The following is a 26549-nucleotide window of genomic DNA, read 5'->3' as shown; positions in this document are numbered from 1 at the left end:
GGCTGTGGGGGAGAAAAACTTTCCCACTCGACACAAGATCACTTCAAACGGCGCAGGCGCTGACCTCCGAATCGGCATTGGGTAAGGGTCGCAGCACCATTGCATCTCTTACCTGTGGAAGATTAGATTGAGTGCATGACCCAGGCTCCCCCGGCTACGAAATCAGGCCGCCGCCGGCACGACCGCGAGATCGTTGCGCTCGCCCTGCCGGCCTTCGGCGCGCTCGTTGCCGAGCCCCTCTTCCTGATGGCCGACAGCGCGATCGTCGGCCACCTCGGAACCCCTCAGCTCGCCGGACTCGGCATCGCCTCGGCCCTGCTCACGACGGCCGTCAGCATCTTCGTCTTCCTCGCGTACGCCACCACCGCGGCCGTCTCCCGCCGGGTCGGCGCCGGAGACCTGGCCGCCGCCATCCGCCAGGGCATGGACGGAATCTGGCTGGCCCTGCTCCTCGGCGCACTGGTGATCGCGGCGGTCCTGCCCACCGCCCCCGACCTGATCAGCCTCTTCGGCGCCTCGGACACGGCCGCCCCGTACGCCATCACCTATCTGCGGATCTCCAGCATCGGCATCCCCGCCATGCTCGTCGTCCTGGCCGCCACCGGTGTCCTGCGCGGCCTCCAGGACACCAGGACCCCGCTGTACGTGGCCATCGGCGGCTTCGTCGCCAACGGCATCCTCAACGTGCTCCTGGTGTACGGCTTCGGCCTCGGCATCGCCGGTTCCGCGTGGGGCACCGTGGCCGCGCAGTGGGCGATGGCCGCCGTCTACCTCGTGGTGGTCGTCCGGGGAGCCCGCCGGCACGGCGCCTCCCTGCTCCCTGACTCCGCCGGGATACGCGCCTCTGCCCGGGCCGGCGCACCGCTCCTCGTCCGTACGCTGTCGCTGCGCGCGGTGCTGATGATCGCCACCGCGGTCGCCGCCCGCCTCGGGGACAAGGACATCGCCGCCCACCAGATCATCCTGACCCTGTGGAGCCTGCTGGCGTTCGCCCTGGACGCCATCGCGATCGCCGGGCAGTCGATCATCGGCCGCTACCTCGGCGCCGGTGACAAGGAGGGCGCCCGCGCCGCCTGCCGCCGCATGGTCGAGTGGGGCATCGCGGCCGGAGTGGTCCTCGGCATCCTGGTCGCGCTCTCCCGGCCCCTCTTCGTACCGCTCTTCACCAGCGATCAGGCGGTCAAGGACACCCTGCTGCCCGCGCTCCTGGTCGTGGCCCTCAGCCAGCCGGTCTCCGGGGTCGTCTTCGTGCTCGACGGCGTCCTGATGGGAGCGGGGGACGGCCGGTACCTGGCCTGGGCGATGCTCGCCACGCTCGCGGTCTTCGCCCCGGTGGCGTTCCTCGTGCCTGCCCTGGGCGGCGGGCTGACCGCACTCTGGTGGGCGATGGGACTGATGATGGCGGTCCGGATGGCCACCCTGTGGTGGCGCACCCGCTCGGGCCGCTGGATCGTCACCGGCGCGACCCGCTGACGCCCCGGCCCACACCCCCACTCCACCCCCTCCGGTCATGTTTCACGTGAAACATGACCAAACGAACGCAGGAAGGGCCGCACCCCGAGGGGTGCGGCCCTTCCTTCTGCTCAGACCTGCTCAAGCAGAGGTGGTGTGCTGCACTCAGGCAGCGACGACCTCGACGCCGAGCTTCGCGGCCACGTCGGCGTGCAGACGCACGGAGACCTGGTGCGAACCGAGGGTCTTGATCGGGGAGCTCAGCTCGACGCTGCGCTTGTCGACCTTCGGGCCACCGGCGGAGACGATCGCGGAAGCGACGTCAGCCGGGGTCACGGAGCCGAAGAGACGGCCGGCGTCGCCGGAGCGAACAGCCAGAACGACCTTCGTGCCCTCAAGCTTGGCCTTGACCTCGTTGGCCTGCTCGATGGTCGCGATCTCGTGGATCTTGCGGGCGCGGCGGATCTGCGCCACGTCCTTCTCGCCGCCCTTGGTCCAACGCAGCGCGAAGCCGCGGGGAACCAGGTAGTTACGGGCGTAGCCGTCCTTGACGTCGACGACGTCGCCGGCGGTGCCGAGGCCAGAGACCTCGTGGGTCAGGATGATCTTCATTATTCGGTCACCCTTTCCTTATCGCGCGGTGGACGTGTAGGGCAGCAGCGCCATCTCACGGCTGTTCTTGACAGCCGTGGCGACGTCACGCTGGTGCTGCGTGCAGTTGCCGGTAACGCGGCGGGCACGGATCTTGCCGCGGTCGGAAATGAACTTCCGCAGCATGTTCGTGTCCTTGTAGTCCACGTACTGGGTCTTGTCCTTGCAGAACGCGCAGACCTTCTTCTTAGGCTTGCGCACAGGCGGCTTCGCCATGGTGTTTCTCCTGTGTGATCAAGAAGTGGGGGTTCGAGCTGCCCTAGAAGGGCGGCTCGTCCGAGTAGCCACCGCCGCCGCCGGAGCCGGAGTTGCCGGAGTTTCCACCCCAGCCACCCCCGCCCTGCTGCGGCTGCCCACCTGCCGGCGCGCTGGAGGCCCAGGGGTCGTCGGAGGGTGCTCCGCCGCCCTGCTGGCCGCCACCGGAGCCGCCGCCCCAGTTGCCGCCGCCACCCTGCTGCTGGCCGCCGCCACCGCCGTACCCGCCCTGGCCGCCGCGACCGGTGGTCTTGGTGACCTTGGCCGTAGCGGTCTTGAGGCTGGGGCCGACTTCCTCGACGTCCAGTTCGTAGACCGTGCGCTTGATGCCCTCACGGTCCTCGTAGGACCGCTGCTTCAGCCGACCCTGCACGACTACGCGCATGCCTCGCTGGAGCGACTCCGCGACGTTCTCCGCCGCCTGACGCCAGACCGAGCAGGTGAGGAACAGGCCATCGCCGTCCTTCCACTCATTGGTCTGCTTGTCGAAGATGCGGGGAGTGGACGCGACACGGAACTTCGCGACCGCCGCACCGGACGGGGTGAAGCGCAGCTCGGGGTCGTCGACGAGATTGCCGACGACCGTGATGACGGTCTCGCCTGCCATTGGGTGAACCTCTCGGCGGGATTTGCTGCTGGCTGCTGTGGTGCTACTCGGACCCGATTACCGCTGAACCGAAGTTCAGTGGGTCTCGGGGCGGAGGACCTTGGTCCGGAGGACCGACTCGTTCAGGTTCATCTGTCGGTCGAGCTCCTTGACGACCGCAGGCTCGGCCTGGAGGTCGATGACCGAGTAGATGCCCTCGGGCTTCTTCTTGATCTCGTAGGACAGACGACGACGGCCCCAGGTGTCGACCTTCTCGACCTTTCCGTTGCCCTCACGGACGACGGAAAGGAAGTTCTCGATCAGGGGGGCGACTGCGCGCTCCTCAAGATCGGGGTCGAGGATGACCATCACTTCGTAGTGACGCATGTGGAACCCACCTCCTTTGGACTCAGCGGCCACGGTCGTTCCGTGGCAGGAGGGTCGTGATGCGTACGCAACGGTATCGACTGCCACTGACAATCCCGGGGGACGAGCCCTCGGATTCGTTTTCTGGCAGGGATGACACCGGTGCAGACCGTCCAGAGTACCCGTAGAGAGGCTTCCGGTTGAAATCGGGTCGGGAAGGGACGCAATCTGTACTCATCGGGGTGTGAGCGGCGCTACAGTGCGCCGCCTTCTGCCAGGAGGTGCCTCATGGCACAGGCCATGCGACGCGATTCGTCCATCTCTCTCTTCGCGACCGACGGTAAGCCCCATCCGCTCCAGGACACGCTGATGGCGGTGACGCTGGTGCTGGGTGTGCTGGCGCTCGTGACGGCGATGTTCCACAACCTCCACCTGCTGAGTTCCTGGGCGGGGCTGATCGGAATCCTCACCGGCGGCTACGGGATGTTCGTGTCGGCGACCACCCGTGAGCGGTTCGTCATCATCCTCGGCCTGGGCGCCTCGGCCATCGGCTTCTTCCTCGGGATGGCACACGGCGGACTCTTCGGCGGCGTCCTGGGCTGAGTACGGCGCCGTCCTGGCCGGACGGGGCCGCACAGGGCCAGACGGGGCGCTCCATCGGCGCAGTAGGCTTCGGCGCGAGAGCCGGAGCCCCTGACCCCATGGGGACACAGCTGCCGAGGAGTGCCCCGCATGACGAGCCTGACCCTGAGGACCATCAGCCGAGAGCAGCATCTGGCATACATCCAGAGCCTGCCCGCGGCGAGCCACATGCAGGTCCCGGCCTGGGCCGACGTGAAGGCGGAGTGGCGCTCGGAGAGCCTGGGCTGGTTCGACAGGACCGGTGAACTGGTCGGCGCCGGCCTGGTGCTCTACCGCCAACTCCCCAAGATCAAGCGCTACTTGGCCTACCTGCCCGAGGGCCCGGTCATCAACTGGTACGCCCCGAATCTGGACGACTGGCTGCAGCCGATGCTGGCGCACCTGAAGCAGCAGGGCGCGTTCTCGGTGAAGATGGGCCCGCCGGTGATCATCCGCCGCTGGAACGCGGCGGCCATCAAGTCCGGTATCCAGGACCCCGATGTGAAGCGCCTGCGCGACGTCGAGGCGTCGCACATCGAGCCGCGTGCCTTCGAAGTGGCGGACCGGCTGCGCAAGATGGGCTGGCAGCAGGGCGAGGACGGCGGCGCCGGCTTCGGTGACGTCCAGCCGCGTTACGTTTTCCAGGTGCCGCTGGCCAACCGTTCGCTGGAAGAGGTCCACAAGGGCTTCAACCAGCTGTGGCGACGCAACATCAAGAAGGCCGAGAAGGCCGGCGTCGAGGTGGTCCAGGGCGGTTACGCCGACCTGGCCGAGTGGCAGCGGCTGTACGAGATCACCGCGGTGCGCGACCACTTCCGCCCGCGCCCGCTGGCGTACTTCCAGCGCATGTGGTCGGCCCTCAACACCGAGGACCCCAACCGGATGCGGCTGTACTTCGCCCGGCACAACGGGGTGAACCTGTCCGCCGCGACGATGCTCGTGGTCGGCGGTCACGTCTGGTACTCCTACGGTGCCTCCGACAACATCGGCCGCGAGGTCCGCCCGTCGAACGCGATGCAGTGGCGGATGCTCCGCGACTCGTACGCGATGGGCGCCTCGGTCTACGACCTGCGCGGCATCTCCGACTCCCTGGACGAGACGGACCACCTCTTCGGTCTGATCCAGTTCAAGGTGGGCACGGGCGGCGAGGCGGCCGAGTACCTGGGCGAGTGGGACTTCCCGCTCAACAAGCTGCTCCACAAGGCGCTCGACATCTACATGTCGCGCCGCTGATCCTCCGGACGCGTTCGCGCGTCCTCGTATGCGTACGTCTCACCGCACGCGTACGTCTCTCCATCACTCACGGCAGCAACGGGAAAGGTTCCGGACCGGCTCATGGCGCTCACTCTCTACGTCGACACCGCGCGCTGGCGGGCGCACCAGAAGTCCGTGATCGAGCAGTTCCCGGGCCTGGTTCCGGTCTGCAAGGGCAATGGCTACGGCTTCGGCCACGAGCGTCTCGCCGATGAGGTCACCCGTTTCGGGTCGGACATCCTCGCGGTGGGGACGACCTACGAAGCGGCCCGCATCAAGGACTGGTTCAGCGGGGACCTGCTGGTGCTCACCCCGTTCCGGCGGGGCGAGGAGCCGGTGCCGCTGCCGGACCGGGTGATCCGCTCGGTCTCCTCCGTGGACGGGGTGCACGCTCTGGTGGGCGCCCGCGTCGTCATCGAGTGCATGAGCTCGATGAAGCGGCACGGTGTGAAGGAGTCCGAACTCGCGCAGCTGCACTCGGCCATCGAGGACGTACGTCTGGAGGGGTTCGCGCTGCACCTGCCGCTGGACCGCACGGACGGGTCCGACGCGGTCGAGGAGGTCATCGCGTGGATGGACCGGCTGCGGTCGGCGCGGCTGCCGCTGCACACCATGTTCGTCAGCCACCTCAAGGCCGAGGAGCTGGCCCGGCTCCAGCAGCAGTTCCCGCAGACCCGGTTCCGGGCGCGGATCGGCACGCGGCTGTGGCTGGGTGACCACGAGGCGACGGAGTACCGCGGTGCGGTGCTGGACGTGACTCCGGTGTCCAAGGGCGACCGGTTCGGCTACCGGCAGCAGAAGGTGGCGTCGGACGGCTGGCTGGTGGTCGTCGCGGGCGGTACCTCGCACGGGGTGGGCCTGGAGGCGCCGAAGGCGCTGCACGGAATGATGCCCCGGGCCAAGGGCGTGGCGCGGGCGGGGCTGGCGACGGTCAACCGGAACCTGGCGCCGTTCGTCTGGTCCGGCAAGCAGCGCTGGTTCGCCGAGCCGCCGCACATGCAGGTGTCGATCCTCTTCGTGCCGTCGGACGCGCCGGAACCGAAGGTGGGCGAGGAACTGGTGGCACATCTGCGGCACACGACCACGCAGTTCGACCGGCTGGTGGACCGCTAGAGCGGTGCGTTGTTTCACGTGAAACAACGGAAAGGGCCCCCGCACGGCAGCGTGCGGGGGCCCTTCCACGTTCTTGCGCGGGTCAGTCGGCCGCGGCTCAGTCGGCCACGGCACTGCCGCTCTTGCCGGTGCCCCACTGGACCCTCGGCCCCTGGACCTGCTGTACCGCGCGCCGAGGTGCCCGTGCGGCGCCCAGCGCGAAGACGTCCGGGGCTCTGTCGAGTACCCCGCCGGACGGATCGTCGGAGCCGTCACGCCGTACGACGTCCCTTTCCGGCAGCAGGATGTCGCGGACGATGACGGCGCAGAGGTACAGGGTGCCCAGCAGATGCAGCGCGATGGCGAAGTGATAGCCGTCGGTGGGCAGTCCCTGGTGCTTGTCCCCGCTGGTGGTGTACGCGAGGTACATCCAGATCCCGAGGAAGTACATGACCTCGCAGGCCTGCCAGACGAGGAAGTGGCGCCAGCGGGGCAGGGCGAGGGCGGCGAGGGGGATGAGCCACAGGACGTACTGGGGGGAGTAGACCTTGTTGGTGAGGATGAACGCGGCGACGACCAGGAAGGCGAGCTGTGCGAAGCGCGGGCGGCGCGGTGCGGCGAGGGCGAGCCAGGCGATGCCGGCGCACATCACGACCATCAGCAGCGTGGCGTAGGAGTTGACGTCCTCGACCTTGAAGGAGTGGCCGGTGCGCTGGGTGATGATCAGCCAGAAGGAGCCGAAGTCGACCTGCCGTTCCTGGCTGAAGGTGTAGAACTTCTTCCACCCCTCGGGCGCGAGCAGCATGACCGGCAGGTTCACCAGCAGCCATGATCCTGCGGTGCCGAGGAGTGCCGCACCGAACTCCCGCCATTTCCCGGCCCGCCAGCAGAGCAGGAAGAGCGGTCCGAGGAGCAGCACCGGGTACAGCTTGGCGGCGGTCGCCAGGCCGATCAGGATGCCGAAGGCCAGGCTGCGGCCCCGGGACCACATCAGCATTCCCGCAGCGGTCAGGGCGATCGCGAGCAGGTCCCAGTTGATGGTCGCGGTGAGCGCGAAGGCGGGAGCCAGGGCGACGAGCAGGCCGTCCCAGGGGCGCCTGCGGTGGGTGCGTGCCACGCAGACGGCGATGACGACGGCACAGATCATCAGCATGCCGCAGTTGACGATCCAGTAGATCTGCTCGCGGTACTGGAGGGAGCCGTCGGTCGGCGTCAGCCAGGAGGCCACTTCCATGAACAGGCCGGTGAGCACCGGGTACTCAAGGAAGTTCATGTCGCCCTGGAGCCGGTCGAAGTACGGCACCAGGTTCTCGGAGAAGCCGCGTCCGACGAAGAGGTGCGGGATGTCGGAGTAGCAGGCGTGGGTGTACTGGGAGCTGGCGCCCTGGAACCAGGCCCAGTTGTAGCAGGGCAGTTTCTGCACCATGCCGAGGGCGAACATGCCGATCGTCACGAGCGCGACGACCCGTACCGGGGTCAGCCGGCTGCCGCCGAGCCGGGCCCACCGGCCGATGGGTCCGCCGATCACCTCGCTGCCTGCGGCGGCGATTTCGTCCTGCCTCGTGGGTGGTACGGGCCGGTCCTCGTGCACGCTCGTCATGCGGGACATCCTGCCGTACGGGCCTGTGGGCTGCGGGGGTACGGCTGGTTAGCGACGCAGGTGTACGAGGCGGGGGGTGGCACGGCGAGGGCCGCCGCACCGGTATTCGGTGCGACGGCCCTCGGGGGTGCTGCTTGGTGGTGCTGAGTACCGCGGGGCGCGCGGCGCGCTACTCGTTGCCGCCCAGGAGGCCGCCTCCGTTGCCGCCGCCTCCGCCGGGATTGCCGTTCTGGCCCCCGTTGTGGGCGCCTTCCGTCGGCGGTGGCGGTGCGGTCCCACCGCCACCGATGCCTCCCTGCCCGCCGTCGGCGGCGCCACCGCCGCCGTCGGCGCTACCGGGGTCCTGCCTGCACTCCCAGTCCCACGGGTCGCACTCGTCGCCGCCGCCGGGCGGCGTCGTGCCGGGGGTGGGCCCGGGCGGAACGGTCGGGGACGGGGTGTTCTCGGGCGTCTTCGACGGTGTGGGCGACGGAATGGCGGTCGGAGTCGGCTCCGGACTCTTGGCGCCACCTCCGTAGAGCGTCTCACCGATGGGCTCGGGCACGGGGAAGGACGAAGGCGCCTTGCCCTTGAGCGCGTCGACCATGTAGTCGTGCCAGATCTGGGAGGGGAAGGAAGCTCCGTGGATCTTCTCCTCACCACCCGTGCCGAACATCTCCAGGAACGCACGGTTCTTGTTGTCCGCGTTGTCGTCCAGTCGGTACATGTCGATGGCGGTGGACAGCTCCGGCGTGTACCCCACGAACCAGGCCGACTTGTTGCCGTCGGTGGTGCCGGTCTTGCCCGCCACCTCACGCCCCGGGAGCTTGGCGTTGGTGCCGGTGCCCTTCTCGACGACGTTCTTCAGGACTTCGGTGACGTTGTTGGCGACGTTCTCGTCGATGCCCTCGGTCTTGGACTCCTTCTCGTGCACCCAGATGTCCACACCGCCCTTCTTGACCTTGGCGACCGAGTACGGCTCGTGCTGCTTGCCGCTGGCCGCGAAGGTCGCGTACGCACCGGCCATCCGGATCGCGCTCGGATCGGAGATGCCGATGGAGAACGAGGGGTTCTCGCCCTTGGCGAGGCTGGACTCAAGCAGGCCGGCGTTGATCGCCGTCTGCCGCACCTTGTCGATGCCCACGTCCATGCCGAGCTGCACATAGGGCGAGTTGGCGGACACCCGCATCGCTTCGCGCAGGTCTATGGGCCCGTAGGACTCATGGCCGTCATTGGTCTGGAGCCATTCCAGACCCTTCTCGTTCCGCCAGATGCTGCCGTCGAAGTTCTTGATCTTCAGCTTGTTGTCGCCGTTGTAGATGCTCTTCGGGGAGACGAGAGTGCGCTCGCTGAGGTCCTGGTCCCGGGACCCGCTGGGGTCGCGCTTGCCGTACTGCATCGCCGCTGCCAGCACGAACGGCTTGAAGGTCGAGCCGACCTGGGCACCGGTCTGGTCCGCGTTGTTGGTGAAGTGCTTCGTCGCGTCCGTACCGCCGTAGATGGCGACGATCTTGCCGTCCTTGGGATCGACCGAGGCGCCGCCGAACTGAACATGGGGGTCCGTCTTGGGCCGCTTCTTGGGGTCGATCTTCTTCTCGTAGACGCTCTTCACGGCCTTCTCCAGCCGCTCCACCTTTGCCTTGTTGAAGGTGGTGTAGATGTGATAGCCGCCTTCGGACAGCTTCTTCGCGTCGATTCCCTGGTCGTTCTTGTTGATGAAGTTGGCCTTGGCGAGGTCGACCAGATACCCGATCTGTCCGCTCAGCCGGGCATTCTTCTTCACCGACTTGACCTTGGGGAAAACCGGATACTTGTTGCGCTCCGCCTGGGTGAGACGGCCGTCCTTCACCTCTTCGTTGAGGATCCAGGCCCACCGGTCCTTGGCCCGCGCGAGGTTCTTCTCCGGGGTGGCCTCGGGGTCGATCGCCGTCGCACCGGCCGGGTCGAAGTAGGTCGCACCCTTGAGCAGCGACGCCAGGAAGGCACACTCGCTCGGGTTGAGGGCTGCGGCGTCCTTCTCGAAGTACGCGCGGGCCGCGGCCTGAAGGCCGTACGCTCCCCGCCCGTAGTACGAGACGTTCAGATAGCCCGCCATGATCTTGTCTTTGTCGACCGTGTCGCCGACCTTGATGGAGATCAGAAGCTCGGTGAACTTACGGGTCAGGGTCTGTTCCTGGCCGAGCATCGAGTTCTTGACGTACTGCTGGGTGATCGTCGATCCACCCTGGGTGTTACCGCCGAGCGCCATCTTGCCGACTGCCCGCAGGATTCCCATGGGGTCGACCCCGGGGTCGTCCTCGAAGGACTTGTTCTCCGCAGAGATCACGGCGTTCTTCATCGCGTCGGGAATGACGTCTATGGCCAGTTCCTGGCGGTTGAACTCGCCACCGGTCGCGACCATCTGCTTGCCGTCGTCCCAGTAGTACACGTTGTTCTGCGCCGTGGCCGCGTCGTGCACCTTCGGCACTTCCACCCAGGCGTACGCGATGCTCCCCGCAGCCAGCACGGCGCCGATGAAGGCGACGCACAGCCCCGTCACCTGCTTCCACGACGGCACGAACCTCTTCCACCCGTACTTCATGGAGCGCGGGTAGTCGATGAACCTCTTCTTCTGGGGGCGATCGCCCCGCCCGCGGCCTCGGCCCGGGCCCTCGTGATCGCCTCGGTCGCCGCCTCCTCCTCCACGGCGGCCACCTCCTCCACCGCCGCCGCCACGCTGAGCGGCACGGCGGGCTTCGGCCCTTCCTCCGTACGGCCGTTCCTGACCGTACGAACCTGACGGCGAACCAACGGCACTGTCACGGGACGACGGGGCCCCGCGACGGCCTGAAGGCTGCTGGGCGGCTTTCCTGGCCGCGGCACGTCCGCCGCCTTGCGGCTGCGGAGGCTTGCGACGGTGCTCGCTCATCGAACGATTACTCCTCGGGCAGGCGAGATCGCCTGGAAGCGGCAGCTGAGTTCCGGTCCCCCCGAAATGCGGACGCGCCCACCCACGGGCTCGTCCGTACTGCGTCCGGGAACACGACGCCCCCTTGCGTCACGCGGCTCCCGGTGTTTTGCATGCCGCACAGACTACGCACGGCCAAAACCTCTCCAGTGACGACGTTCACCCCAAATCAGGCAAGTTGCTTCCCACGAATTGGTGATGTGACGCCGTTCACCATGACTGGCCTTGTCGCGAGCGGACGGCCGTTCTATCGTCTGGATGTATCGAGTCGATACATCAGCTCGGCATAAGTACCGGACAGTGAACGGGACTCACGGAACGCGGCGGGGAGGCGAAGGATGAGCAGACGCTCCGGCATCCTCGAATTCGCCGTGCTCGGCCTGCTCCGCGAGTCCCCGATGCACGGCTACGAGCTGCGCAAGAGGCTCAACACCTCGCTGGGCGTCTTCCGTGCCTTCAGCTACGGCACGCTCTATCCGTGCCTCAAGTCGCTGGTCGCCAGCGGCTGGTTGATCGAGGAACCCGGCAGCGCTCCCGAGGACGCGCTCGCCGCCTCGCTCGCCGGACGCCGCGCCAAGATCGTCTACCGGCTGACGGCGGAAGGTAAGGAGCACTTCGAGGAGCTGCTCTCGCACACCGGCCCCGACAGCTGGGAGGACGAGCACTTCGCGGCTCGTTTCGCCTTCTTCGGGCAGACGGAGCGCGAGGTACGGATGCGCGTCCTTGAGGGGCGTCGCAGCCGGCTGGAGGAGCGCCTGGAGAAGATGCGGGCCTCGCTGGCCCGCACCCGCGAGCGCCTCGACGACTACACACTCGAACTCCAACGGCACGGCATGGAGTCCGTGGAGCGCGAAGTGCGCTGGCTGAACGAGCTCATCGAGAGCGAGCGGGCGGGCCGGGATCAACGCCGGCCCGATGACCGCACAGCCGGTGACCAGACATCAGGTGACACGGGCGGCCTGCCCCGGCACAGGGGTTCCACCCCGCCGGATCCGTCCGACGACACCGCCAACTGAGGCCCTGCACTCCGCAGGCCTCGTCGAGAACACACAGGGAGCAACCGTCAATGGGTTCGGTTCGCGTAGCCATCGTCGGCGTGGGCAACTGCTCTGCGTCGCTGGTCCAGGGCGTCGAGTACTACAAGGACGCTGACCCGGCCAGTCGCGTGCCCGGTCTGATGCACGTTCAGTTCGGTGATTACCACGTCAAGGACGTGGAGTTCGTGGCCGCGTTCGACGTCGACGCCAAGAAGGTCGGCCTCGACCTCGCGGACGCCATCGGCGCCAGCGAGAACAACACCATCAAGATCTGCGACGTGCCGCAGACCGGCGTGACCGTCCAGCGCGGCCACACCCTGGACGGCCTGGGCAAGTACTACCGCCAGACCATCGAGGAGTCCGACGCGGCCCCGGTCGACGTCGTCCAGGCCCTCAAGGACGCCCAGGCCGACGTCCTGGTCTGCTACCTGCCGGTCGGTTCCGAGGACGCGGCGAAGTTCTACGCCCAGTGCGCCATCGACGCCAAGGTCGCCTTCGTCAACGCCCTCCCGGTCTTCATCGCCGGCACCAAGGAGTGGGCGGACAAGTTCACCGAGGCGGGCGTCCCGATCGTCGGTGACGACATCAAGTCGCAGGTCGGCGCCACCATCACGCACCGCGTCATGGCGAAGCTCTTCGAGGACCGTGGCGTGCGCCTGGAGCGCACCATGCAGCTGAACGTCGGCGGCAACATGGACTTCAAGAACATGCTGGAGCGCGACCGCCTGGAGTCCAAGAAGGTCTCCAAGACGCAGGCCGTCACCTCGCAGATCCGCGACCGCGACCTGGGCGAGAACAACGTCCACATCGGTCCGTCGGACTACGTGGCCTGGCTGGACGACCGCAAGTGGGCGTACGTCCGTCTTGAGGGCCGTGCGTTCGGCGACGTCCCGCTGAACCTTGAGTACAAGCTTGAGGTGTGGGACTCCCCGAACTCCGCGGGCGTCATCATCGACGCGGTGCGCGCCGCGAAGATCGCCAAGGACCGCGGCATCGGCGGCCCGATCCTCTCCGCGTCCTCGTACTTCATGAAGTCCCCGCCGGTCCAGTACTTCGACGACGAGGCCTACGACAACGTCGAGAAGTTCATCAAGGGCGAGGTCGAGCGCTAAAGCTCCGCCACTCTCGCGAGGGGCCCCGGGCATCCGCCCGGGGCCCCTTGCGTTCCGTGTGTGACCCTTGCTCGCATGTCCGTCGTGCGCGATCTGCGAGTACTGCTGCGTCTGCCCGATTTCCGGCGCCTGCTGACGGTGCGACTGCTCTCGCAGTCCGCGGACGGCGTCTACCAGGTGGCACTCGCCGCATACGTCGTCTTCTCCCCGGAGAAGCAGACCTCACCTGCCGCGATCGCCTCCGCCATGGCCGTACTGCTCCTGCCGTACTCCGTCATCGGCCCGTTCGCCGGTGTCCTCCTCGACCGCTGGCGACGCCGTCAGGTCTTCCTGTACGGGAACCTGCTGCGCGCCGTCCTCGCCGCGGGCACCGCCCTGCTGATCATCGGCTCGGCCCCGGACTGGATCTTCTACGCGTCCGCGCTCTCGGTCACCGCCGTCAACCGCTTCGTACTGTCCGGGCTCTCGGCGGCGCTGCCGCGCGTCGTGGACGAGGAGCGACTCGTCATCGCCAACTCCCTTTCCCCCACCGCCGGTACGCTCGCGGCCACCTTGGGAGGAGGCCTCGCCTTCGCCGTGCGGCTGCTCGGAGGGAACTCCGACGCGGCGGTCGTCCTCCTCGGTGCGAGCCTCTACCTCTGCTCCGCCCTGGCGTCCCTGCGCATGGACCGTGAACTGCTGGGTCCCGACCGTGACCAGATCCAGCCCCGGCTGGGCGCTGCCGTCGCCTCCACCGCACGCGGTCTTGCCGACGGCCTGCGGCATCTTCGACAGCACCGCCCCGCCGCCCGCGCGCTCGCCGCGATGACGGTGCTGCGCTTCTGCTACGGCGCGCTGACCGTGACGCTCCTGATGCTGTGCCGGTACGCCTGGGACGGTACGACGGACTCCACCGACGGCACGGACGGGCTGGCCCTGCTCGGTCTCGCGCTCGGGATCTCCGGGGCGGGCTTCTTCGTCGCCGCGCTGATCACCCCGTGGGCGGTGGGCCGGCTGGGGGAGTACGGCTGGATGGTCGTGTGCGCGGCCTCGGCTGCCGTACTCGTACCGGCGCTGTGGCTGTCCTTCGCTCCCGCACCGGTTCTGATCGCCGCTTTCGCCCTGGGCCTCGTCAGCCAGGGCTCGAAGATCGCGACGGACACCGTGGTGCAGTCCTCGGTGGACGACGCCTATCGCGGCCGGGTCTTCTCGCTCTACGACGTGCTGTTCAACGTCGCGTTCGTGAGCGCCGCAGCGGTCGCAGCCCTGGTACTGCCGCCCGACGGACGCTCGGTCGGCCTCGTCGTCGGTGTCGCCGTGCTCTACGCCGTGGTGGCGCTCGCACTGTCCCGTTGGCGCCGGACCACGCAGAGCGGGCGTTGTTTCACGTGAAACAACGCCCGCCCGACTGAAGATGTTTCACGTGAAACATGGGCTCAGCCCTGTGCGGCCCACCATTCCTTGAGCGCTGCGACGGCCGCGTCGTGCTCCATCGGGCCGTTCTCCAGGCGCAGTTCGAGCAGGAACTTGTACGCCTTGCCGATCGCGGGCCCGGGGCTGATGCCCAGGACCTCCTGGATCTGATTGCCGTCCAGGTCGGGGCGGATCGAGTCCAGCTCCTCCTGCTCCTGGAGCTGCGCGATGCGCTCCTCCAGTCCGTCGTACGCCCGGGAGAGCGCGGCGGCCTTGCGCTTGTTGCGGGTGGTGCAGTCCGAGCGGGTCAGCTTGTGCAGCCGCCCGACCAAGGGGCCCGCGTCCCGCACATACCTGCGCACGGCCGAATCGGTCCACTCGCCGGTGCCGTAGCCGTGGAAGCGCAGATGCAGCTCCACCAGCTTCGACACGTCCTTGATCATGTCGTTGGAGTACTTGAGCTCCGTCATGCGCTTCTTGGTCATCTTCGCGCCCACCACCTCGTGGTGGTGGAAGGAGACGCGGCCGTCCTTCTCGAAGCGCCGGGTACGCGGCTTCCCGATGTCGTGCAGCAGGGCAGCGAGCCGCAGCACCAGGTCGGGCCCGTCCTCCTCCAGGTCCATGGCCTGCTGGAGGACGATCAGCGAGTGCTCGTAGACGTCCTTGTGCCGGTGGTGCTCGTCACTCTCCAGCCGCAACGCGGGAAGCTCGGGCAGCACGTGAGCGGCCAGCCCGGTGTCGACGAGCAGCGACAGGCCCTTCGCCGGGTGGTCGGAGAGCAGGAGTTTGTTGAGCTCGTCACGTACCCGCTCGGCGGAGACGATCCCGATCCGCTCGGACATCGCCGTCATCGCCTCGACGACCTCGGGGGCGACCTCGAAGTCGAGCTGTGCGGCGAAACGGGCGGCGCGCAGCATGCGCAGCGGGTCGTCGGAGAAGGAGTCCTCCGGGGTCCCGGGCGTGCGCAGCACCTTGGCGGACAGGTCATCAAGCCCGCCGTGCGGGTCGATGAACTCCTTCTCCGGGAGCGCGACCGCCATGGCGTTGACCGTGAAGTCGCGACGTACCAGGTCCTCCTCGATGGAGTCGCCGTACGAGACCTCGGGCTTGCGCGAGGTCCTGTCGTACGCCTCGGAGCGGTACGTCGTGACCTCGATCAAGTAGCCGTCCTTCTGCGACCCGACCGTGCCGAAGGCGATCCCGACCTCCCACACCGCGTCCGCCCACGGCCGGACGATCTTCAGTACGTCCTCGGGGCGTGCGTCGGTGGTGAAGTCCAGGTCGTTGCCGAGCCGGCCCAGGAGCGCGTCCCGGACCGAGCCGCCGACCAGGGCAAGGCTGAAGCCCGCCTCCTGGAACCTGCGGGCAAGGTCGTCGGCGACAGGGGAGACCCGCAGCAGTTCACTGACCGCGCGGTGCTGCACCTGACTCAGGGCGCTGGGGTTGTCTTCGTTGGCGTTCGGCACAACAGAAAAGGGTACGTGCCCCCGCCGGGCGGAGTGTCATCGTTTTTCCCGGACCCTGAGAGACTCTTCCGATCATGTGGCGCAGTGCGCGGCACTTCGCCGCTGCGCGCATCGTTACCATGCGTGGACGCAGCAACCGGACAACCAACAACGGCAGCCAACGACGAGGGACGGGCGAGCGCGTGGCCGAGGCGGCAGACTTTCAGGGGATGAATCCTTCTCCTGCCCGCCGATGGGCCCGGCGCGCGGCATCCCTCATGGCCGGCGCCCCGCTGCTGGTCGGCCTGGCACAGCTGCCGGCCGCTCCGGCCGCGTACGCCGCACAGGACGCGGCAGGGACCGACCCGGTCGATGTGGCACTCGACTCGTTGACACCCAACGCCCCGAAGAAGGGCGACACGATCACCGTGTCCGGAACCGTCACCAACACGACCAAGCAGCCCGTGACCGAGGCCACGGTCGGACTGCGGGTGGGCAACAGGCTCTCCGGCCGGACACAGATCGACGCCGCGGCCTCCCAGAGCGGATACATCGAGGGCGGCGACTCCACCGAGCTGGAGAAGTACGCCGTCAAGATCCCGCAGCTGCCCCCGGGGATCAGCACGGACTTCACGATCGCGGTGCCCGTGGACAAACTGGGCCTCGACGAGACGGGCGTCTACCAGCTCGGCGTCTCACTCACCGGCAGGACGGCGGACCGCGGCGAGCAGGTCCTGGGCAACGAGCGGACGTTCCTCCCCTGGGTGCCCGACGGCACGAAGAAGAAGACTCAGCTCACCTACATGTGGCCGCTGATCTCCACGACCCGGCTGTCCGCCGAGACGGGATCGGACGAACAGCAGACCCCGGTCTTCGAGAACGACGACCTCGCCAAGGAGCTCGCACCGGGCGGCCGCCTGGAGCAGATGGTCTCGCTGGGCAACGAACTGCCGGTGACCTGGGTCATCGACCCCGACCTGCTCTCCACCGTCGACGCGATGGTGAAGGGCTACACGGTCAAGGACAAGGCGACCGGCACCAAGGTGCCGGGCAAGAGCCAGGCCGTCGCCAAGCACTGGCTGAACTCGCTGGAAAAGGCCGTACAGAGCGCGAAGGTGATCGCGCTTCCGTTCGCGGACCCCGACCTGGCCTCGCTGGCCCACCGCGGCAAGAACGTCCCCGGCTCCCTCAACCAGCTCCAGCGTGCCACCGAGGCCGCCGCGGGAACCATCGACTCGATCCTGCACGTGAAGCCGTCCACCGACTTCGCCTGGCCCGTCGAAGGCGCCATCGACCCCTCGATCGTCAACACCGCCACCTCCGCGGGCGCCCACAACGTGATCGCCCGCAGCGACAGCCTCGACGAGAACGACGCGCTGTCCTACACGCCGACCGCCGCCCGGCCCATCGGCGCCGGCCGGACCGCCGTGGTCGCGGACGCACGCCTCTCGACCGCCTTCCAGGGCGACATGGCCAACGCCGAGAACTCGACCCTGGCGGTACAGAAGTTCCTCGCCCAGACCCTGGCACTGACCCAGCAGGACGAGGACAACCAGCGCAGCATCGTCGTCGCCCCGCAGCGGATGCCCTCCGTCAGCCAGGTCCAGTCGATGGCGTCCGCCCTGCGGGCCCTGGACTCCCGGCGCTGGACCCAGCCGCTCGACCTGGCAGCCGCCGCGAAGGCCAAGCCCGACCCCGAGGCCAGCACCCAGATCCCCGGCTGGGCCTCGTACCCGGACAGGCTCCGCAACCGGGAACTCCCCACCACCGCCTTCGAGAACATCAGGGCGACCCAGCTCACGCTGGACCGCTTCAAGGTGGTCCTCACCAAGCCGGAGCGGGTCGTCACCCCGTTCGGCAACGCCATAAACCGCGAGATGTCGACCTCCTGGCGCGGCAACGAGACCACGGCGAGCGTCTACCGGGAATCCGTGCAGGACTATCTGGAAGACCTCACCGGCGAGGTCAATCTGATCGAGAAGTCGACCGCGACCCTTTCGGGGCGCAGCGCGACCATCCCCGTGACGGTGCAGAACAAGCTGGTGCAGGACGTCGACCACCTGGTGCTGCGCCTCCAGTCGACCCTGCCCGCCCGTCTCAAGCTGGGCGAGGGCGAGGGCCAGGCGGTCACCGAGCAGCCCATCAAGGTCCGCGGCGGGCACAGCCAGTCCGTGAAGATCGCCACGACGGCCAACGCCAACGGCAAGGTCCCGGTGATCGCGCGCCTCTACACCGAGGACGGCATTCCGTACGGACCCGAGATGCGGTTCATGGTGAACGTCAACGAGGTCACCCCCACGATCATGCTGGTGATCGCGGGCGGAGTGCTCCTGCTGGTGCTCGCCGGAATCAAGATGTACTCGCAGCGCAAGCGAGCGGCCGCCCGCACCGACGGGCCCGACGCCGGCACGTCGGACGGCGATGACCCCGAGCAGCCGAGTGACCCGACCCCGGACACCGGTCCGGAAAGCGGGGAGCCGTCGGCCACGGGTGAGAAAGTGGACCGTTGAGCTATGCCGTACAAGCGATGACCGTTGAGCTATGTCGTGGCCGCCGGCCGGGGACGATGAGGTGGGGTTGCAATGAACGCGCCGTACGACGGTGACCGCGGCCAGCGCGCGGGCGGCGATGCGGCGGGCCAAGGGCCCCCGCCCCAGCAGCCCACCGCACCGGACGACCCGTACTTCCAGTCCGCGTACGGCCACGACCCCTACCGGTCGCAGGACCTCTCCGCGCAGGACCCGGTGACCGAGGCGCTCTACGACCGCGCCTCGCACCCCCCGCCGCCTCCCGGCACGTACCAGGAGACGCAGCCGCTCTACCAGCAGCCCGCCGCACCGCCGCACGCCCCGAACCCGAGAGTGTGGGCCCAGACCCCGCCGCCGGAGCCCGACGGGCCCTCCCGTCACCTCCCGTACGGCGACGACGCCCGCACCGTGCAGTTCACCGGCGTCGACGACCTGGTCACCCGGGCGAGCCAGGAGGAACAGCCGGAGAAGGACGCGTTCGCCCACCTCTACCGCGACCAGCAGACCCCGGGAGTGCCTTCCCAGGCCGCCCCCGAGCCGGTGGCCGCCCCCGCGGCCGTGCCGAAGAAGCCCGCAGGGCGCGCGGCCGGCCTGATGAAGTCCAGTGCGGTGATGGCCGCGGGCACCATGGTCTCGCGCCTCACCGGCTTCATCCGCTCCGCGCTGATCATCGCGGCGCTCGGTGCCGGCGTACTCGGTGACACCTTCCAGGTGGCCTACCAGCTACCGACGATGATCTTCATCCTGACCATCGGCGGCGGCCTCAACTCCGTCTTCGTGCCGCAGCTCGTCCGCGCGATGAAGGAGGACGACGACGGCGGCCAGGCCTACGCCAACCGCCTGCTGACCCTCGTCACCCTCGCGCTCGCCTCGCTCACCGCCCTCGGGATGATCGCCGCACCGCTGCTCATCAAGTTCCTGTCGGTTCCGATCTCCCACAACCCCGCCGCCAACGACGTCGCGGTCACCCTGCTCCGCTACTTCCTGCCCACGATCTTCTTCATGGGCATCCACGTGGTGATGGGGCAGATCCTCAACGCACGCGGCAAGTTCGGCGCGATGATGTGGACCCCGGTCCTCAACAACGTCGTCATCATCACCACTCTCGGCCTGTTCCTCTGGGTGTACGGCACCTCGGCGACCTCGGGGATGACGGTCGAGACCATTCCGCCCGAGGGCGAGCGGCTGCTCGGCGTCGGCGTCCTGCTCGGTCTCGTCGTCCAGGCCCTGGCGATGATCCCGTACCTGCGCGAGACCGGCTTCAAGCTGCGCCCGCGCTTCGACTGGAAGGGCCAGGGCCTCGGCAAGGCGGCCAAGCTGGCCAAGTGGACGGTGCTGTTCGTCCTCGCCAACCAGGCCGGTGCCATCGTCGTCACCCAGCTCGCCACGGCCGCATCAGGGAAGGGCACGAAGGGAACGGGCATCGCCGCCTACGCCAACGCCCAGCTCATCTGGGGTCTGCCGCAGGCCATCATCACCGTCTCCCTCATGGCAGCGCTGCTCCCGAGGCTGGCACGCTCGGCCAGCGAGAACGACACGGGCGCCGTCCGCGACGACGTCTCCCAGGGCCTGCGCACCACGGCCGTCGCCATCGTCCCGATCGCCTTCGCCTTCCTCGCCCTCGGCGTCCCGATCTGCACCCTGATCTTCGGTTCCTCCGGCACCGCCCCGGCCACGAACATGGGCTACATGCTGATGGCCTTCGGCCTCGGCCTCATCCCGTTCTCGGTGCAGTACGTCGTACTGCGTGCCTTCTACGCGTACGAGGACACCCGGACCCCCTTCTACAACACGGTCATCGTGGCCGTCGTCAACGCGTCGGCCTCCGCACTCTGCTACCTGCTGCTGCCGCCCCGCTGGGCCGTCACCGGTATGGCCGCCTCGTACGGACTCGCCTACGTCATCGGCGTCGGCATCGCCTGGAAGCGGCTGCGCAAGCGGCTCGGCGGCGATCTGGACGGGGCGAACGTCCTGCGTACGTACGCACGTCTCGCATTTGCCTCGATTCCCGCAGCCATGGCTGCCGGTGGAGTGGGGTATGCGCTCTCCCAGGCCCTCGGCCAGGGCATTCTCGGTTCGCTCGCGTCTCTGGTCGTCGGCGGCGCCGTACTGCTCGGAGTCTTCTTCGTGGCCGCGAAGAAGATGCGCATCGCGGAACTGAACGCCCTGGTGGGCATGGTCCGCGGGCGCCTCGGCCGCTGAGTATCCACAGCGGCCGCACAACCATCGCCCACCGCTGTGTGTCGTGCATAGCGGCGGACTGTGGGCACAATTGGCAGGGCTGCTCGACAGCTCGCAACGGATGGGGAGGCAGGAACGACGGTGGCGGAACGTAGCACGGCTGCCGTCGACGTGGCCGACAACAGCGGTGACGCTCCTTCCCCCCGCGGGAAGGCATCGTCTGCCGCCGAGGCGGACAGGGCCACGGCCGACGGGGTGGCGGAAGGCCAGGACACACCGGAGATGAGCACGCAGGACGAGGCCGGCGAGAAGAAGGGCACCGAGTCCGCGATCGTCGCGCCGGAGTTGCACAGCGGCCACAAGCTGGCCAGGCGCTACCGGCTGGAGGAGTGCGTCACCCGTCTCGACGGGTTCAGCAGCTGGCGTGCGGTCGACGAGAAGCTGCGCCGCGCCGTGGGCGTGCACCTCCTGCCCGCCGACCATGCCCGGGCCCGCTCCGTCCTCGCGGCGGCCCGCTCCTCCGCGCTGCTGGGCGACCCCCGCTTCGTACAGGTCCTGGACGCGGTCGAGGAGAACGACCTCGTCTACGTCGTCCACGAGTGGCTGCCCGACGCCATCGAGCTGACCGCCCTGCTCGCCTCCGGGCCGCTGGAGCCCCACGACGCGTACCAGCTGGTCAGCCAGGTCTCCCAGGCCATGGCCGCCGCTCACCGCGAGGGCCTGGCCCACCTGCGGCTCACCCCGAGCGCCGTACTGCGCACCTCCACAGGCCAGTACCGGATCCGCGGCCTCGCGGTGAACGCCGCACTGCGCGGCATCACCACCGAGCGACCGCAGCTCACCGACACCGAGGCGATCGGCGCCCTGCTGTACGCCTCGCTCACCCAGCGCTGGCCGTACGAGAGCGACGCCTACGGGCTGACCGGGCTGCCCAAGGGCCTCGGGCTCGTCGCCCCCGACCAGGTGCGGGCCGGCGTCCACCGGGGCCTGTCCGAGCTCGCCATGCGGGCCCTGGCCAACGACGGCGCCACCGCCTCGCGCCAGGAGCCGCCCTGCACGACCCCCGACGAACTGGCCAAGGCCGTCGCCGCGATGCCCCGCATCCGGCCGCCTGAGCCGTCCTTCACCCCGCGCCCCGAATACCAGCGCACCGGCTACCAGCAGGGTTCGTACGGCCGCCCGCAGCCGCGCCCAGCCGCCCAGGTGGCGCCGCCGGTGCCCCCTGCCCCGCTGCAGAGCCGCACCGGCAAGGCCCTCAAGTGGGGCGTGGCCGCCCTGCTCATCGCGGCACTCGGGCTGGGCAGCTGGCAGGTCGCCGACAACCTGCTGGACCGGCGCGACAAGAACAACGACACCCAGACACAGACCGATCCCAAGAACGACCAGGGGCCGAAGCCGGTCGCACACAAGCCGCTCACCATCAAGGACGCCGCCGAGTACGCTCCCGACGGCTCGCCGCAGGCCCCCGCCGACGTGGCGAAGACCTATGACGGCGACAGCAAGAGCTACTGGCGCACCAAGTGGTACACCGACGGCCCCGACCTGGTTCCCTCCATCAAAAAGGGCGTGGGCATCGTCTACGACCTCGGCAGCGAGCAGAATGTCGCCGAGTCGTCGATAGCGCTCCGATACGCGGGAGACCACACCACGATCACCCTGTACGCGGCAGAGTCCCTGTCCCCGTCCGGGGACGTCGACTCGATGAAGAAGATCGCCACCGCGACGACCAGTGGTTCGACGTCCTCGATCAAGGCAAAGAACCCGGTGAAGACGCGCTACGTACTGCTCTGGATGACAGCCATGCCCCTGGCCGGCCAGGACGGCTACAGCGGCGCGGGCCACAAGCAGGCCATAACCGATGTGAAGTTCACGGGCTGACTCAGCCATCAGGGGAGAGGGGGGCTCACCGTTGGACGACGTCACACTGCGAGATGCCGACGACCAGGAACTCCTGGCCCTGCACGTCAAAGGGGACCCCGAGGCGTTCGGCGAGCTCGTACGCCGCCACCGCGACCGCCTCTGGGCCGTCGCCCTGCGCACTCTGGGCGACCGGGAGGAGGCCGCCGACGCGGTCCAGGACGCCCTGGTCTCCGCGTACCGGGCCGCCCACACCTTCCGCGGCCAGTCCGCGGTCACGACCTGGCTGCACCGCATCACGGTGAACGCCTGCCTCGACCGCGCCCGCAAGGCCGCTTCCCGCAAGACCTCGCCCATGGACGACACGGAGCGCCTGGAACAGCTCCTGGAACCCCACGAGTCCGCCGAGGCACCCGCCGAGCGCCAGGCCCTGCACCACGAACTCCTGGCGGCGCTGCGCACCTTGCCCGCCGAACAGCGGGCCGCCCTGGTCCTCGTCGACATGCAGGGATACCCGGTGGCAGAGGCCGCCCGGGTCCTCGACGTACCGACCGGAACGGTGAAAAGCCGCTGCGCACGCGGCAGAGCCAGACTGCTGCCACTCCTCACTCATCTGCGCAGCAGTACCGGGGGTAGCGATGACCCCGGGAGGGGAAGGAACCGGAGGCCGGGGACATCCGTCCCACCGGCATCGGAACAAAGGGACGCAGGGCCGACCGGCCCTACTGCTGTGAAGGGCGGAGGTGGGCGCGCGTGACATCCACGACCGGCAGGGCCGACACAACACAGCACCCTGATGTCGCGGAGATCTCCGACCTCACGGAAGGGCTGTTGTCGCCCTCCCGCACCGAGGACGTACGCCAGCACCTCGACGGCTGTGAGCTCTGCGCCGACGTCGAACTGTCCCTGGAGGAGATCCGCGGGCTGCTCGGCACCCTGCCCGGCCCGCCGCGGATGCCCGCCGACGTCGCCGGGCGGATCGACGCGGCCCTGGCTGCCGAAGCACTGCTGAACTCCACGGCTCCCGAAGACACCGCCGAGACCGACGACACCGTCACCGTTTCACGTGAAACATCGAGCGGCACGGACCGGAAGCCGGCCGAGCGCCCCACACAGGACCGACCGGCTGGCCACGCCCGCGCTGCCACCGGCCCCGGATGGACCGCTTCCCGGCGGCCGCGCCGCCGCGCCGTGTGGAGCGCCGTCCTGGGCGCCGCCGCGCTGGGCCTGGGCGCCCTCATGGTGCAGACCTTGCAGACAGAGCCGAACCACGCGGCCAAGGGGGACACCGCTGCCGCTGCGCAGAGCCAGCAGTTCTCCGGCTCGCCGCTCCAGGACCAAGCTCAGTTGCTCGCCGGAACGAACGCCAGGAAGCCGCTCGTCCCCAAGGACAGAAACGGCCCTTCGGTCAATGCCGAGGCGACCACCCCTTCCCCCAGGAAGGCCTTCGACGTCCCGCCCTGCGTCCAGCAGGGAACCGGCCGCACGGAGGCCCCGCTCGGCAGTGAGCAGGGCACCTACGAGGGCAAGAAGGCGTACCTCCTCGTCCTGCCGCACGTCTCCGACAGCTCCCGGATCCAGGCCTACGTCATCGACGCGGCGTGCGTGGACACGGCACCCGAGAGCAAGGGTCTGCTGCTGCTGACGCACGCCTACCCCCGACGCTGAGGGACCCGCCTCGATCTGCTCGGCCGTACCGGGAATGCCAGCCCCGTAGTATCCGTTGGGTGGGGTGAAAGGTTCAGACCGGGCCCCGGTTGGCAGTAAGCAGTCTGCAGAGACGAGGAAGAAACCCGTGAGCGACGTCCGTAACGTGATCATCATTGGCTCCGGGCCGGCCGGTTACACCGCCGCGCTGTACACCGCACGCGCGTCGCTGAAGCCGCTGGTATTCGAGGGTGCCGTCACCGCTGGTGGTGCGCTGATGAACACCACCGAGGTCGAGAACTTCCCGGGCTTCCGCGACGGCATCATGGGCCCGGACCTGATGGACAGCATGCGCGCCCAGGCCGAGCGCTTCGGCGCCGAGCTCGTCCCCGACGACATCGTCTCCGTCGACCTCACCGGCGACATCAAGACGGTCACCGACACGGCGGGCACGGTGCACCGCGCCAAGGCCGTGATCATCTCCACCGGATCGCAGCACCGCAAGCTGGGCCTGCCCAAGGAGGACGCCCTCTCCGGACGCGGCGTTTCCTGGTGCGCCACCTGCGACGGCTTCTTCTTCAAGGACCACGACATCGCCGTGGTCGGCGGTGGAGACACCGCGATGGAGGAGGCCACCTTCCTCTCCCGCTTCGCCAAGTCCGTCACGATCGTCCACCGCCGTGACACCCTGCGTGCCTCCAAGGCCATGCAGGAGCGTGCCTTCGCCGACCCGAAGATCAAGTTCGCCTGGGACAGCGAGACCGCTTCCCTTGAGGGCGACCAGAAGCTCTCGGGTCTGACCCTGCGCAGCACCAAGACCGGCGAGACCGCTCCGCTGGACGTGACCGGCCTGTTCATCGCCGTCGGCCACGACCCCCGCAGCGAGCTCTTCAAGGGCCAGGTGGACCTGGACGACGAGGGCTACGTGAAGGTGGAAGCCCCCTCCACCCGCACCAACCTGGCCGGTGTCTTCGCCGCGGGCGATGTCGTCGACCACACCTACCGGCAGGCCATCACCGCCGCCGGTACCGGCTGCTCCGCCGCGCTCGACGCCGAGCGCTACCTGGCCGCGCTCGCCGACAGCGAGAAGCTGGCGGAGCCCGAGAAGACCCCCGCCGCCTGACCTTTCCCCACCCCACACCCCGAAGAAGTGAAGGAGGCCGCCGTGGCCGGCGACCTGAAGAACGTGACCGACGACTCCTTCGACGAGATCGTCCTCAAGAGCGACAAGCCCGTACTCGTCGACTTCTGGGCCGCCTGGTGCGGTCCGTGCCGCCAGATCGCGCCGTCCCTCGAAGCCATCGCGGCCGAGCACGGCGACAAGATCGAGGTCGTCAAGCTCAACATCGACGAGAACCCGGCCACCGCTGCCAAGTACGGCGTCATGTCCATCCCGACGCTGAACGTCTACCAGAACGGCGAGGTCGCCAAGACGATCGTCGGCGCCAAGCCCAAGGCCGCGATCGTCCGCGACCTGGACCCCTTCATCGGCGAGTAATCTGCCGCTGTTTCACGTGAAACATTGAGGGCCCATCCCCGGCGGGGATGGGCCCTCAATGTTTTTCACTCCAACGTCTTTTCCTACAACGGCCTCAACACCGGGTCCTTCTGGACCACACCCAGCAGCTTGTCGAGCGCCAGCTCGACATCTTCCTTCCAGGAGAGCGCCGTACGCAGCTCCAGCCTCAGCCGGGGGTGTGTGGGATGCGGGCGCACTGTCTTGAATCCGACTGCCAGCAGGTGATCGGCGGGAAGCAGACAGCCCGGTTCCTTCCACCGTGCATCGCCAAAGGCCTCGATCGCTTTGAAGCCCCGCCCGAGCAAGTCCTTCGCGACGGTCTGCACCATCACCCGGCCGAGCCCCTGTCCCTGGTATCCGGGCACGATCAGAGCTGTCATCAGCTGCACCGCGTCAGGTGACACCGGACTTGTGGGAAATGCCGTCGCACGCGGCACGTACGCCGGTGGTGCGTACATCACGAAGCCCACCGGGATGTCGTCCACATAGACCACCCTGCCGCAGGACCCCCACTCCAGCAGGACTGCCGAGATCCAGGCCTCCTTCTCCAGTTCGGCCCGGCCCTCGTTTACCGCTGCTTCCCCTCGGACGGGATCGAGCTCCCAGAAGACACAGCCTCGGCACCGGTGGGGAAGGTCCGCAAGGTTGTCCAGCGTGAGCGGTACGAGCCGACGCCCCATGAAGGCTGTTCCCCACTTTCTTCGCCTGCCGCACCACGAGCGGCGCTGAGCGCACTCCATTCGTGGATCAAGCTGCCGACGAATCCGCCGACGGCCCCGATTCCGAGTCCCGCAGTCACCAGTTGGCTTCGGCTCACCGATCGCATGGCTCCGTTCCCCCTCCGAGGTGGATCACAGTGGATGCGCCGTACCACCAAGCATCGTATCCACCGGGCAATCGGACGGGTACCGACGGCGAGCAAAGGGCGGGGGTGGTTTGGTCCCCCCCCAAACACCCCCCCCCCCCAAAAAAATTTTCCCAAGGGGCCCAACTCCCCCCCTCCTTCCCTTCCCTCTCCCCCAAGACCT

23 protein-coding genes are annotated in these 26549 nt (G+C 68.4%); 15 read left to right on the top strand and 8 right to left on the bottom strand.

Going from position 1 to position 26549, the window contains the following annotated elements:
• Nucleotides 1-135: 135 nt before the first annotated feature.
• Nucleotides 136-1473 carry an MATE family efflux transporter gene (locus tag ACZ5PB_RS11045; RefSeq protein WP_468689850.1) on the top strand — a complete coding sequence of 446 codons (1338 nt, stop codon included), beginning with the start codon at nucleotides 136-138 and terminating at the stop codon, nucleotides 1471-1473.
• A 144-nt stretch (nucleotides 1474-1617) separates the two neighbouring features.
• Here ACZ5PB_RS11045 and rplI read toward each other — a convergent pair whose 3' ends face one another.
• From rplI to rpsF, 4 genes are all read right to left on the bottom strand, one after another.
• On the bottom strand, nucleotides 1618-2064 hold the full coding sequence (rplI, locus tag ACZ5PB_RS11040) for a 50S ribosomal protein L9 (protein WP_468689848.1): 447 nt from the start codon (nucleotides 2062-2064) through the stop codon (nucleotides 1618-1620).
• 18 nt (nucleotides 2065-2082) lie between these two features.
• Nucleotides 2083-2319 (bottom strand): 30S ribosomal protein S18, encoded by a 237-nt coding sequence (gene rpsR, locus ACZ5PB_RS11035; protein WP_003967857.1) that lies wholly within the window; start codon nucleotides 2317-2319, stop codon nucleotides 2083-2085.
• A 43-nt stretch (nucleotides 2320-2362) separates the two neighbouring features.
• On the bottom strand, nucleotides 2363-2965 hold the full coding sequence (locus tag ACZ5PB_RS11030) for a single-stranded DNA-binding protein (RefSeq protein ID WP_468689845.1): 603 nt from the start codon (nucleotides 2963-2965) through the stop codon (nucleotides 2363-2365).
• Between the two features lie 75 nt (nucleotides 2966-3040).
• Entirely contained in the window at nucleotides 3041-3331 is a 291-nt protein-coding gene (rpsF, locus tag ACZ5PB_RS11025; protein ID WP_005482942.1) for a 30S ribosomal protein S6, read from the bottom strand.
• Between the two features lie 267 nt (nucleotides 3332-3598).
• Between rpsF and ACZ5PB_RS11020 the strand changes: the two genes are divergently transcribed.
• From ACZ5PB_RS11020 to ACZ5PB_RS11010, 3 genes are all read left to right on the top strand, one after another.
• Nucleotides 3599-3913: a hypothetical protein gene (locus ACZ5PB_RS11020; RefSeq protein ID WP_468689844.1), complete on the top strand. Its 315-nt coding sequence runs from the start codon at nucleotides 3599-3601 to the stop codon at nucleotides 3911-3913.
• 129 nt (nucleotides 3914-4042) lie between these two features.
• Nucleotides 4043-5164, top strand: a complete 1122-nt coding sequence (locus ACZ5PB_RS11015) for a lipid II:glycine glycyltransferase FemX (protein WP_468689842.1) — start codon at nucleotides 4043-4045, stop codon at nucleotides 5162-5164.
• Nucleotides 5165-5266: 102 nt separating this feature from the next.
• Nucleotides 5267-6298 (top strand): alanine racemase, encoded by a 1032-nt coding sequence (locus ACZ5PB_RS11010; RefSeq protein WP_468689841.1) that lies wholly within the window; start codon nucleotides 5267-5269, stop codon nucleotides 6296-6298.
• Nucleotides 6299-6395: 97 nt separating this feature from the next.
• Here ACZ5PB_RS11010 and ACZ5PB_RS11005 read toward each other — a convergent pair whose 3' ends face one another.
• Both ACZ5PB_RS11005 and ACZ5PB_RS11000 read right to left on the bottom strand, forming a co-directional pair.
• A complete protein-coding gene (locus tag ACZ5PB_RS11005) occupies nucleotides 6396-7877 on the bottom strand; it encodes a glycosyltransferase family 87 protein (RefSeq protein WP_468689839.1) in 1482 nt (493 codons plus the stop codon).
• A 169-nt stretch (nucleotides 7878-8046) separates the two neighbouring features.
• Nucleotides 8047-10437, bottom strand: coding sequence for a transglycosylase domain-containing protein (locus ACZ5PB_RS11000; RefSeq protein ID WP_468689838.1), 2391 nt, complete (start codon nucleotides 10435-10437; stop codon nucleotides 8047-8049).
• Nucleotides 10438-10509: 72 nt separating this feature from the next.
• Here ACZ5PB_RS11000 and ACZ5PB_RS10995 point away from each other — a divergent pair, with 72 nt between their 5' ends.
• The 4 genes from ACZ5PB_RS10995 (at nucleotide 10510) to ACZ5PB_RS10980 (ending at nucleotide 14323) form a co-directional block, all read left to right on the top strand.
• The gene (locus tag ACZ5PB_RS10995) at nucleotides 10510-10635 is read left to right on the top strand and encodes a hypothetical protein (protein WP_468689836.1); all 126 of its coding nucleotides are present in this window, start codon (nucleotides 10510-10512) and stop codon (nucleotides 10633-10635) included.
• Nucleotides 10636-11141: 506 nt separating this feature from the next.
• The gene (locus tag ACZ5PB_RS10990) at nucleotides 11142-11819 is read left to right on the top strand and encodes a PadR family transcriptional regulator (protein ID WP_468689835.1); all 678 of its coding nucleotides are present in this window, start codon (nucleotides 11142-11144) and stop codon (nucleotides 11817-11819) included.
• Nucleotides 11820-11869: 50 nt separating this feature from the next.
• Nucleotides 11870-12952, top strand: coding sequence for an inositol-3-phosphate synthase (locus ACZ5PB_RS10985; protein WP_468689833.1), 1083 nt, complete (start codon nucleotides 11870-11872; stop codon nucleotides 12950-12952).
• A gap of 75 nt (nucleotides 12953-13027) precedes the next feature.
• Nucleotides 13028-14323 carry an MFS transporter gene (locus ACZ5PB_RS10980; protein WP_468689831.1) on the top strand — a complete coding sequence of 432 codons (1296 nt, stop codon included), beginning with the start codon at nucleotides 13028-13030 and terminating at the stop codon, nucleotides 14321-14323.
• Nucleotides 14324-14367: 44 nt separating this feature from the next.
• On the opposite strand, the gene ACZ5PB_RS10975 is transcribed toward ACZ5PB_RS10980, so the two are convergent.
• Nucleotides 14368-15810 (bottom strand): CCA tRNA nucleotidyltransferase, encoded by a 1443-nt coding sequence (locus tag ACZ5PB_RS10975; protein ID WP_468689829.1) that lies wholly within the window; start codon nucleotides 15808-15810, stop codon nucleotides 14368-14370.
• Between the two features lie 182 nt (nucleotides 15811-15992).
• Here ACZ5PB_RS10975 and ACZ5PB_RS10970 point away from each other — a divergent pair, with 182 nt between their 5' ends.
• The 7 genes from ACZ5PB_RS10970 to trxA all read left to right on the top strand — a co-directional run bounded on the left by ACZ5PB_RS10970 (nucleotide 15993) and on the right by trxA (nucleotide 25500).
• Nucleotides 15993-18299 (top strand): DUF6049 family protein, encoded by a 2307-nt coding sequence (locus ACZ5PB_RS10970; protein WP_468690277.1) that lies wholly within the window; start codon nucleotides 15993-15995, stop codon nucleotides 18297-18299.
• 72 nt (nucleotides 18300-18371) lie between these two features.
• Nucleotides 18372-20519: a murein biosynthesis integral membrane protein MurJ gene (gene murJ / locus ACZ5PB_RS10965; protein ID WP_468689827.1), complete on the top strand. Its 2148-nt coding sequence runs from the start codon at nucleotides 18372-18374 to the stop codon at nucleotides 20517-20519.
• 120 nt (nucleotides 20520-20639) lie between these two features.
• Entirely contained in the window at nucleotides 20640-22376 is a 1737-nt protein-coding gene (locus tag ACZ5PB_RS10960) for a protein kinase family protein (RefSeq protein ID WP_468689825.1), read from the top strand.
• A 31-nt stretch (nucleotides 22377-22407) separates the two neighbouring features.
• Complete coding sequence (sigM, locus tag ACZ5PB_RS10955; RefSeq protein WP_468689823.1) at nucleotides 22408-23112, top strand: RNA polymerase sigma factor SigM; 705 nt, start codon at nucleotides 22408-22410, stop codon at nucleotides 23110-23112.
• Nucleotides 23109-24023 (top strand): anti-sigma factor, encoded by a 915-nt coding sequence (locus ACZ5PB_RS10950; RefSeq protein ID WP_468689821.1) that lies wholly within the window; start codon nucleotides 23109-23111, stop codon nucleotides 24021-24023. The genes sigM and ACZ5PB_RS10950 overlap by 4 nt, the downstream gene beginning before the upstream one ends.
• A gap of 127 nt (nucleotides 24024-24150) precedes the next feature.
• The gene (gene trxB / locus ACZ5PB_RS10945; RefSeq protein ID WP_468689819.1) at nucleotides 24151-25125 is read left to right on the top strand and encodes a thioredoxin-disulfide reductase; all 975 of its coding nucleotides are present in this window, start codon (nucleotides 24151-24153) and stop codon (nucleotides 25123-25125) included.
• A 42-nt stretch (nucleotides 25126-25167) separates the two neighbouring features.
• Nucleotides 25168-25500 carry a thioredoxin gene (gene trxA, locus ACZ5PB_RS10940; RefSeq protein WP_189822535.1) on the top strand — a complete coding sequence of 111 codons (333 nt, stop codon included), beginning with the start codon at nucleotides 25168-25170 and terminating at the stop codon, nucleotides 25498-25500.
• A gap of 83 nt (nucleotides 25501-25583) precedes the next feature.
• On the opposite strand, the gene ACZ5PB_RS10935 is transcribed toward trxA, so the two are convergent.
• A complete protein-coding gene (locus ACZ5PB_RS10935; RefSeq protein WP_468689817.1) occupies nucleotides 25584-26201 on the bottom strand; it encodes a GNAT family N-acetyltransferase in 618 nt (205 codons plus the stop codon).
• Nucleotides 26202-26549: the final 348 nt, after the last annotated feature.

Source organism: Streptomyces sp. NPDC032721 (genome assembly GCF_055579625.1).
This window is presented reverse-complemented; position numbering and strand designations above follow the sequence as displayed.

Coding starts and splice junctions, on each gene's coding strand:
- ACZ5PB_RS10990 (WP_468689835.1), top strand. CDS start 11,142: ATGAGCAGACGCTCCGGCATCCTCGAATTCGCCGTGCTCGGCCTGCTC.
- ACZ5PB_RS10985 (WP_468689833.1), top strand. CDS start 11,870: ATGGGTTCGGTTCGCGTAGCCATCGTCGGCGTGGGCAACTGCTCTGCG.
- ACZ5PB_RS11020 (WP_468689844.1), top strand. CDS start 3,599: ATGGCACAGGCCATGCGACGCGATTCGTCCATCTCTCTCTTCGCGACC.
- ACZ5PB_RS10980 (WP_468689831.1), top strand. CDS start 13,028: ATGTCCGTCGTGCGCGATCTGCGAGTACTGCTGCGTCTGCCCGATTTC.
- ACZ5PB_RS11000 (WP_468689838.1), bottom strand. CDS start 10,437: ATGAAGTACGGGTGGAAGAGGTTCGTGCCGTCGTGGAAGCAGGTGACG.
- ACZ5PB_RS11030 (WP_468689845.1), bottom strand. CDS start 2,965: ATGGCAGGCGAGACCGTCATCACGGTCGTCGGCAATCTCGTCGACGAC.
- rpsR (WP_003967857.1), bottom strand. CDS start 2,319: ATGGCGAAGCCGCCTGTGCGCAAGCCTAAGAAGAAGGTCTGCGCGTTC.
- ACZ5PB_RS11010 (WP_468689841.1), top strand. CDS start 5,267: ATGGCGCTCACTCTCTACGTCGACACCGCGCGCTGGCGGGCGCACCAG.
- ACZ5PB_RS11015 (WP_468689842.1), top strand. CDS start 4,043: ATGACGAGCCTGACCCTGAGGACCATCAGCCGAGAGCAGCATCTGGCA.
- ACZ5PB_RS11045 (WP_468689850.1), top strand. CDS start 136: ATGACCCAGGCTCCCCCGGCTACGAAATCAGGCCGCCGCCGGCACGAC.
- rplI (WP_468689848.1), bottom strand. CDS start 2,064: ATGAAGATCATCCTGACCCACGAGGTCTCTGGCCTCGGCACCGCCGGC.
- ACZ5PB_RS11005 (WP_468689839.1), bottom strand. CDS start 7,877: ATGACGAGCGTGCACGAGGACCGGCCCGTACCACCCACGAGGCAGGAC.
- murJ (WP_468689827.1), top strand. CDS start 18,372: ATGAACGCGCCGTACGACGGTGACCGCGGCCAGCGCGCGGGCGGCGAT.
- rpsF (WP_005482942.1), bottom strand. CDS start 3,331: ATGCGTCACTACGAAGTGATGGTCATCCTCGACCCCGATCTTGAGGAG.
- ACZ5PB_RS10935 (WP_468689817.1), bottom strand. CDS start 26,201: ATGGGGCGTCGGCTCGTACCGCTCACGCTGGACAACCTTGCGGACCTT.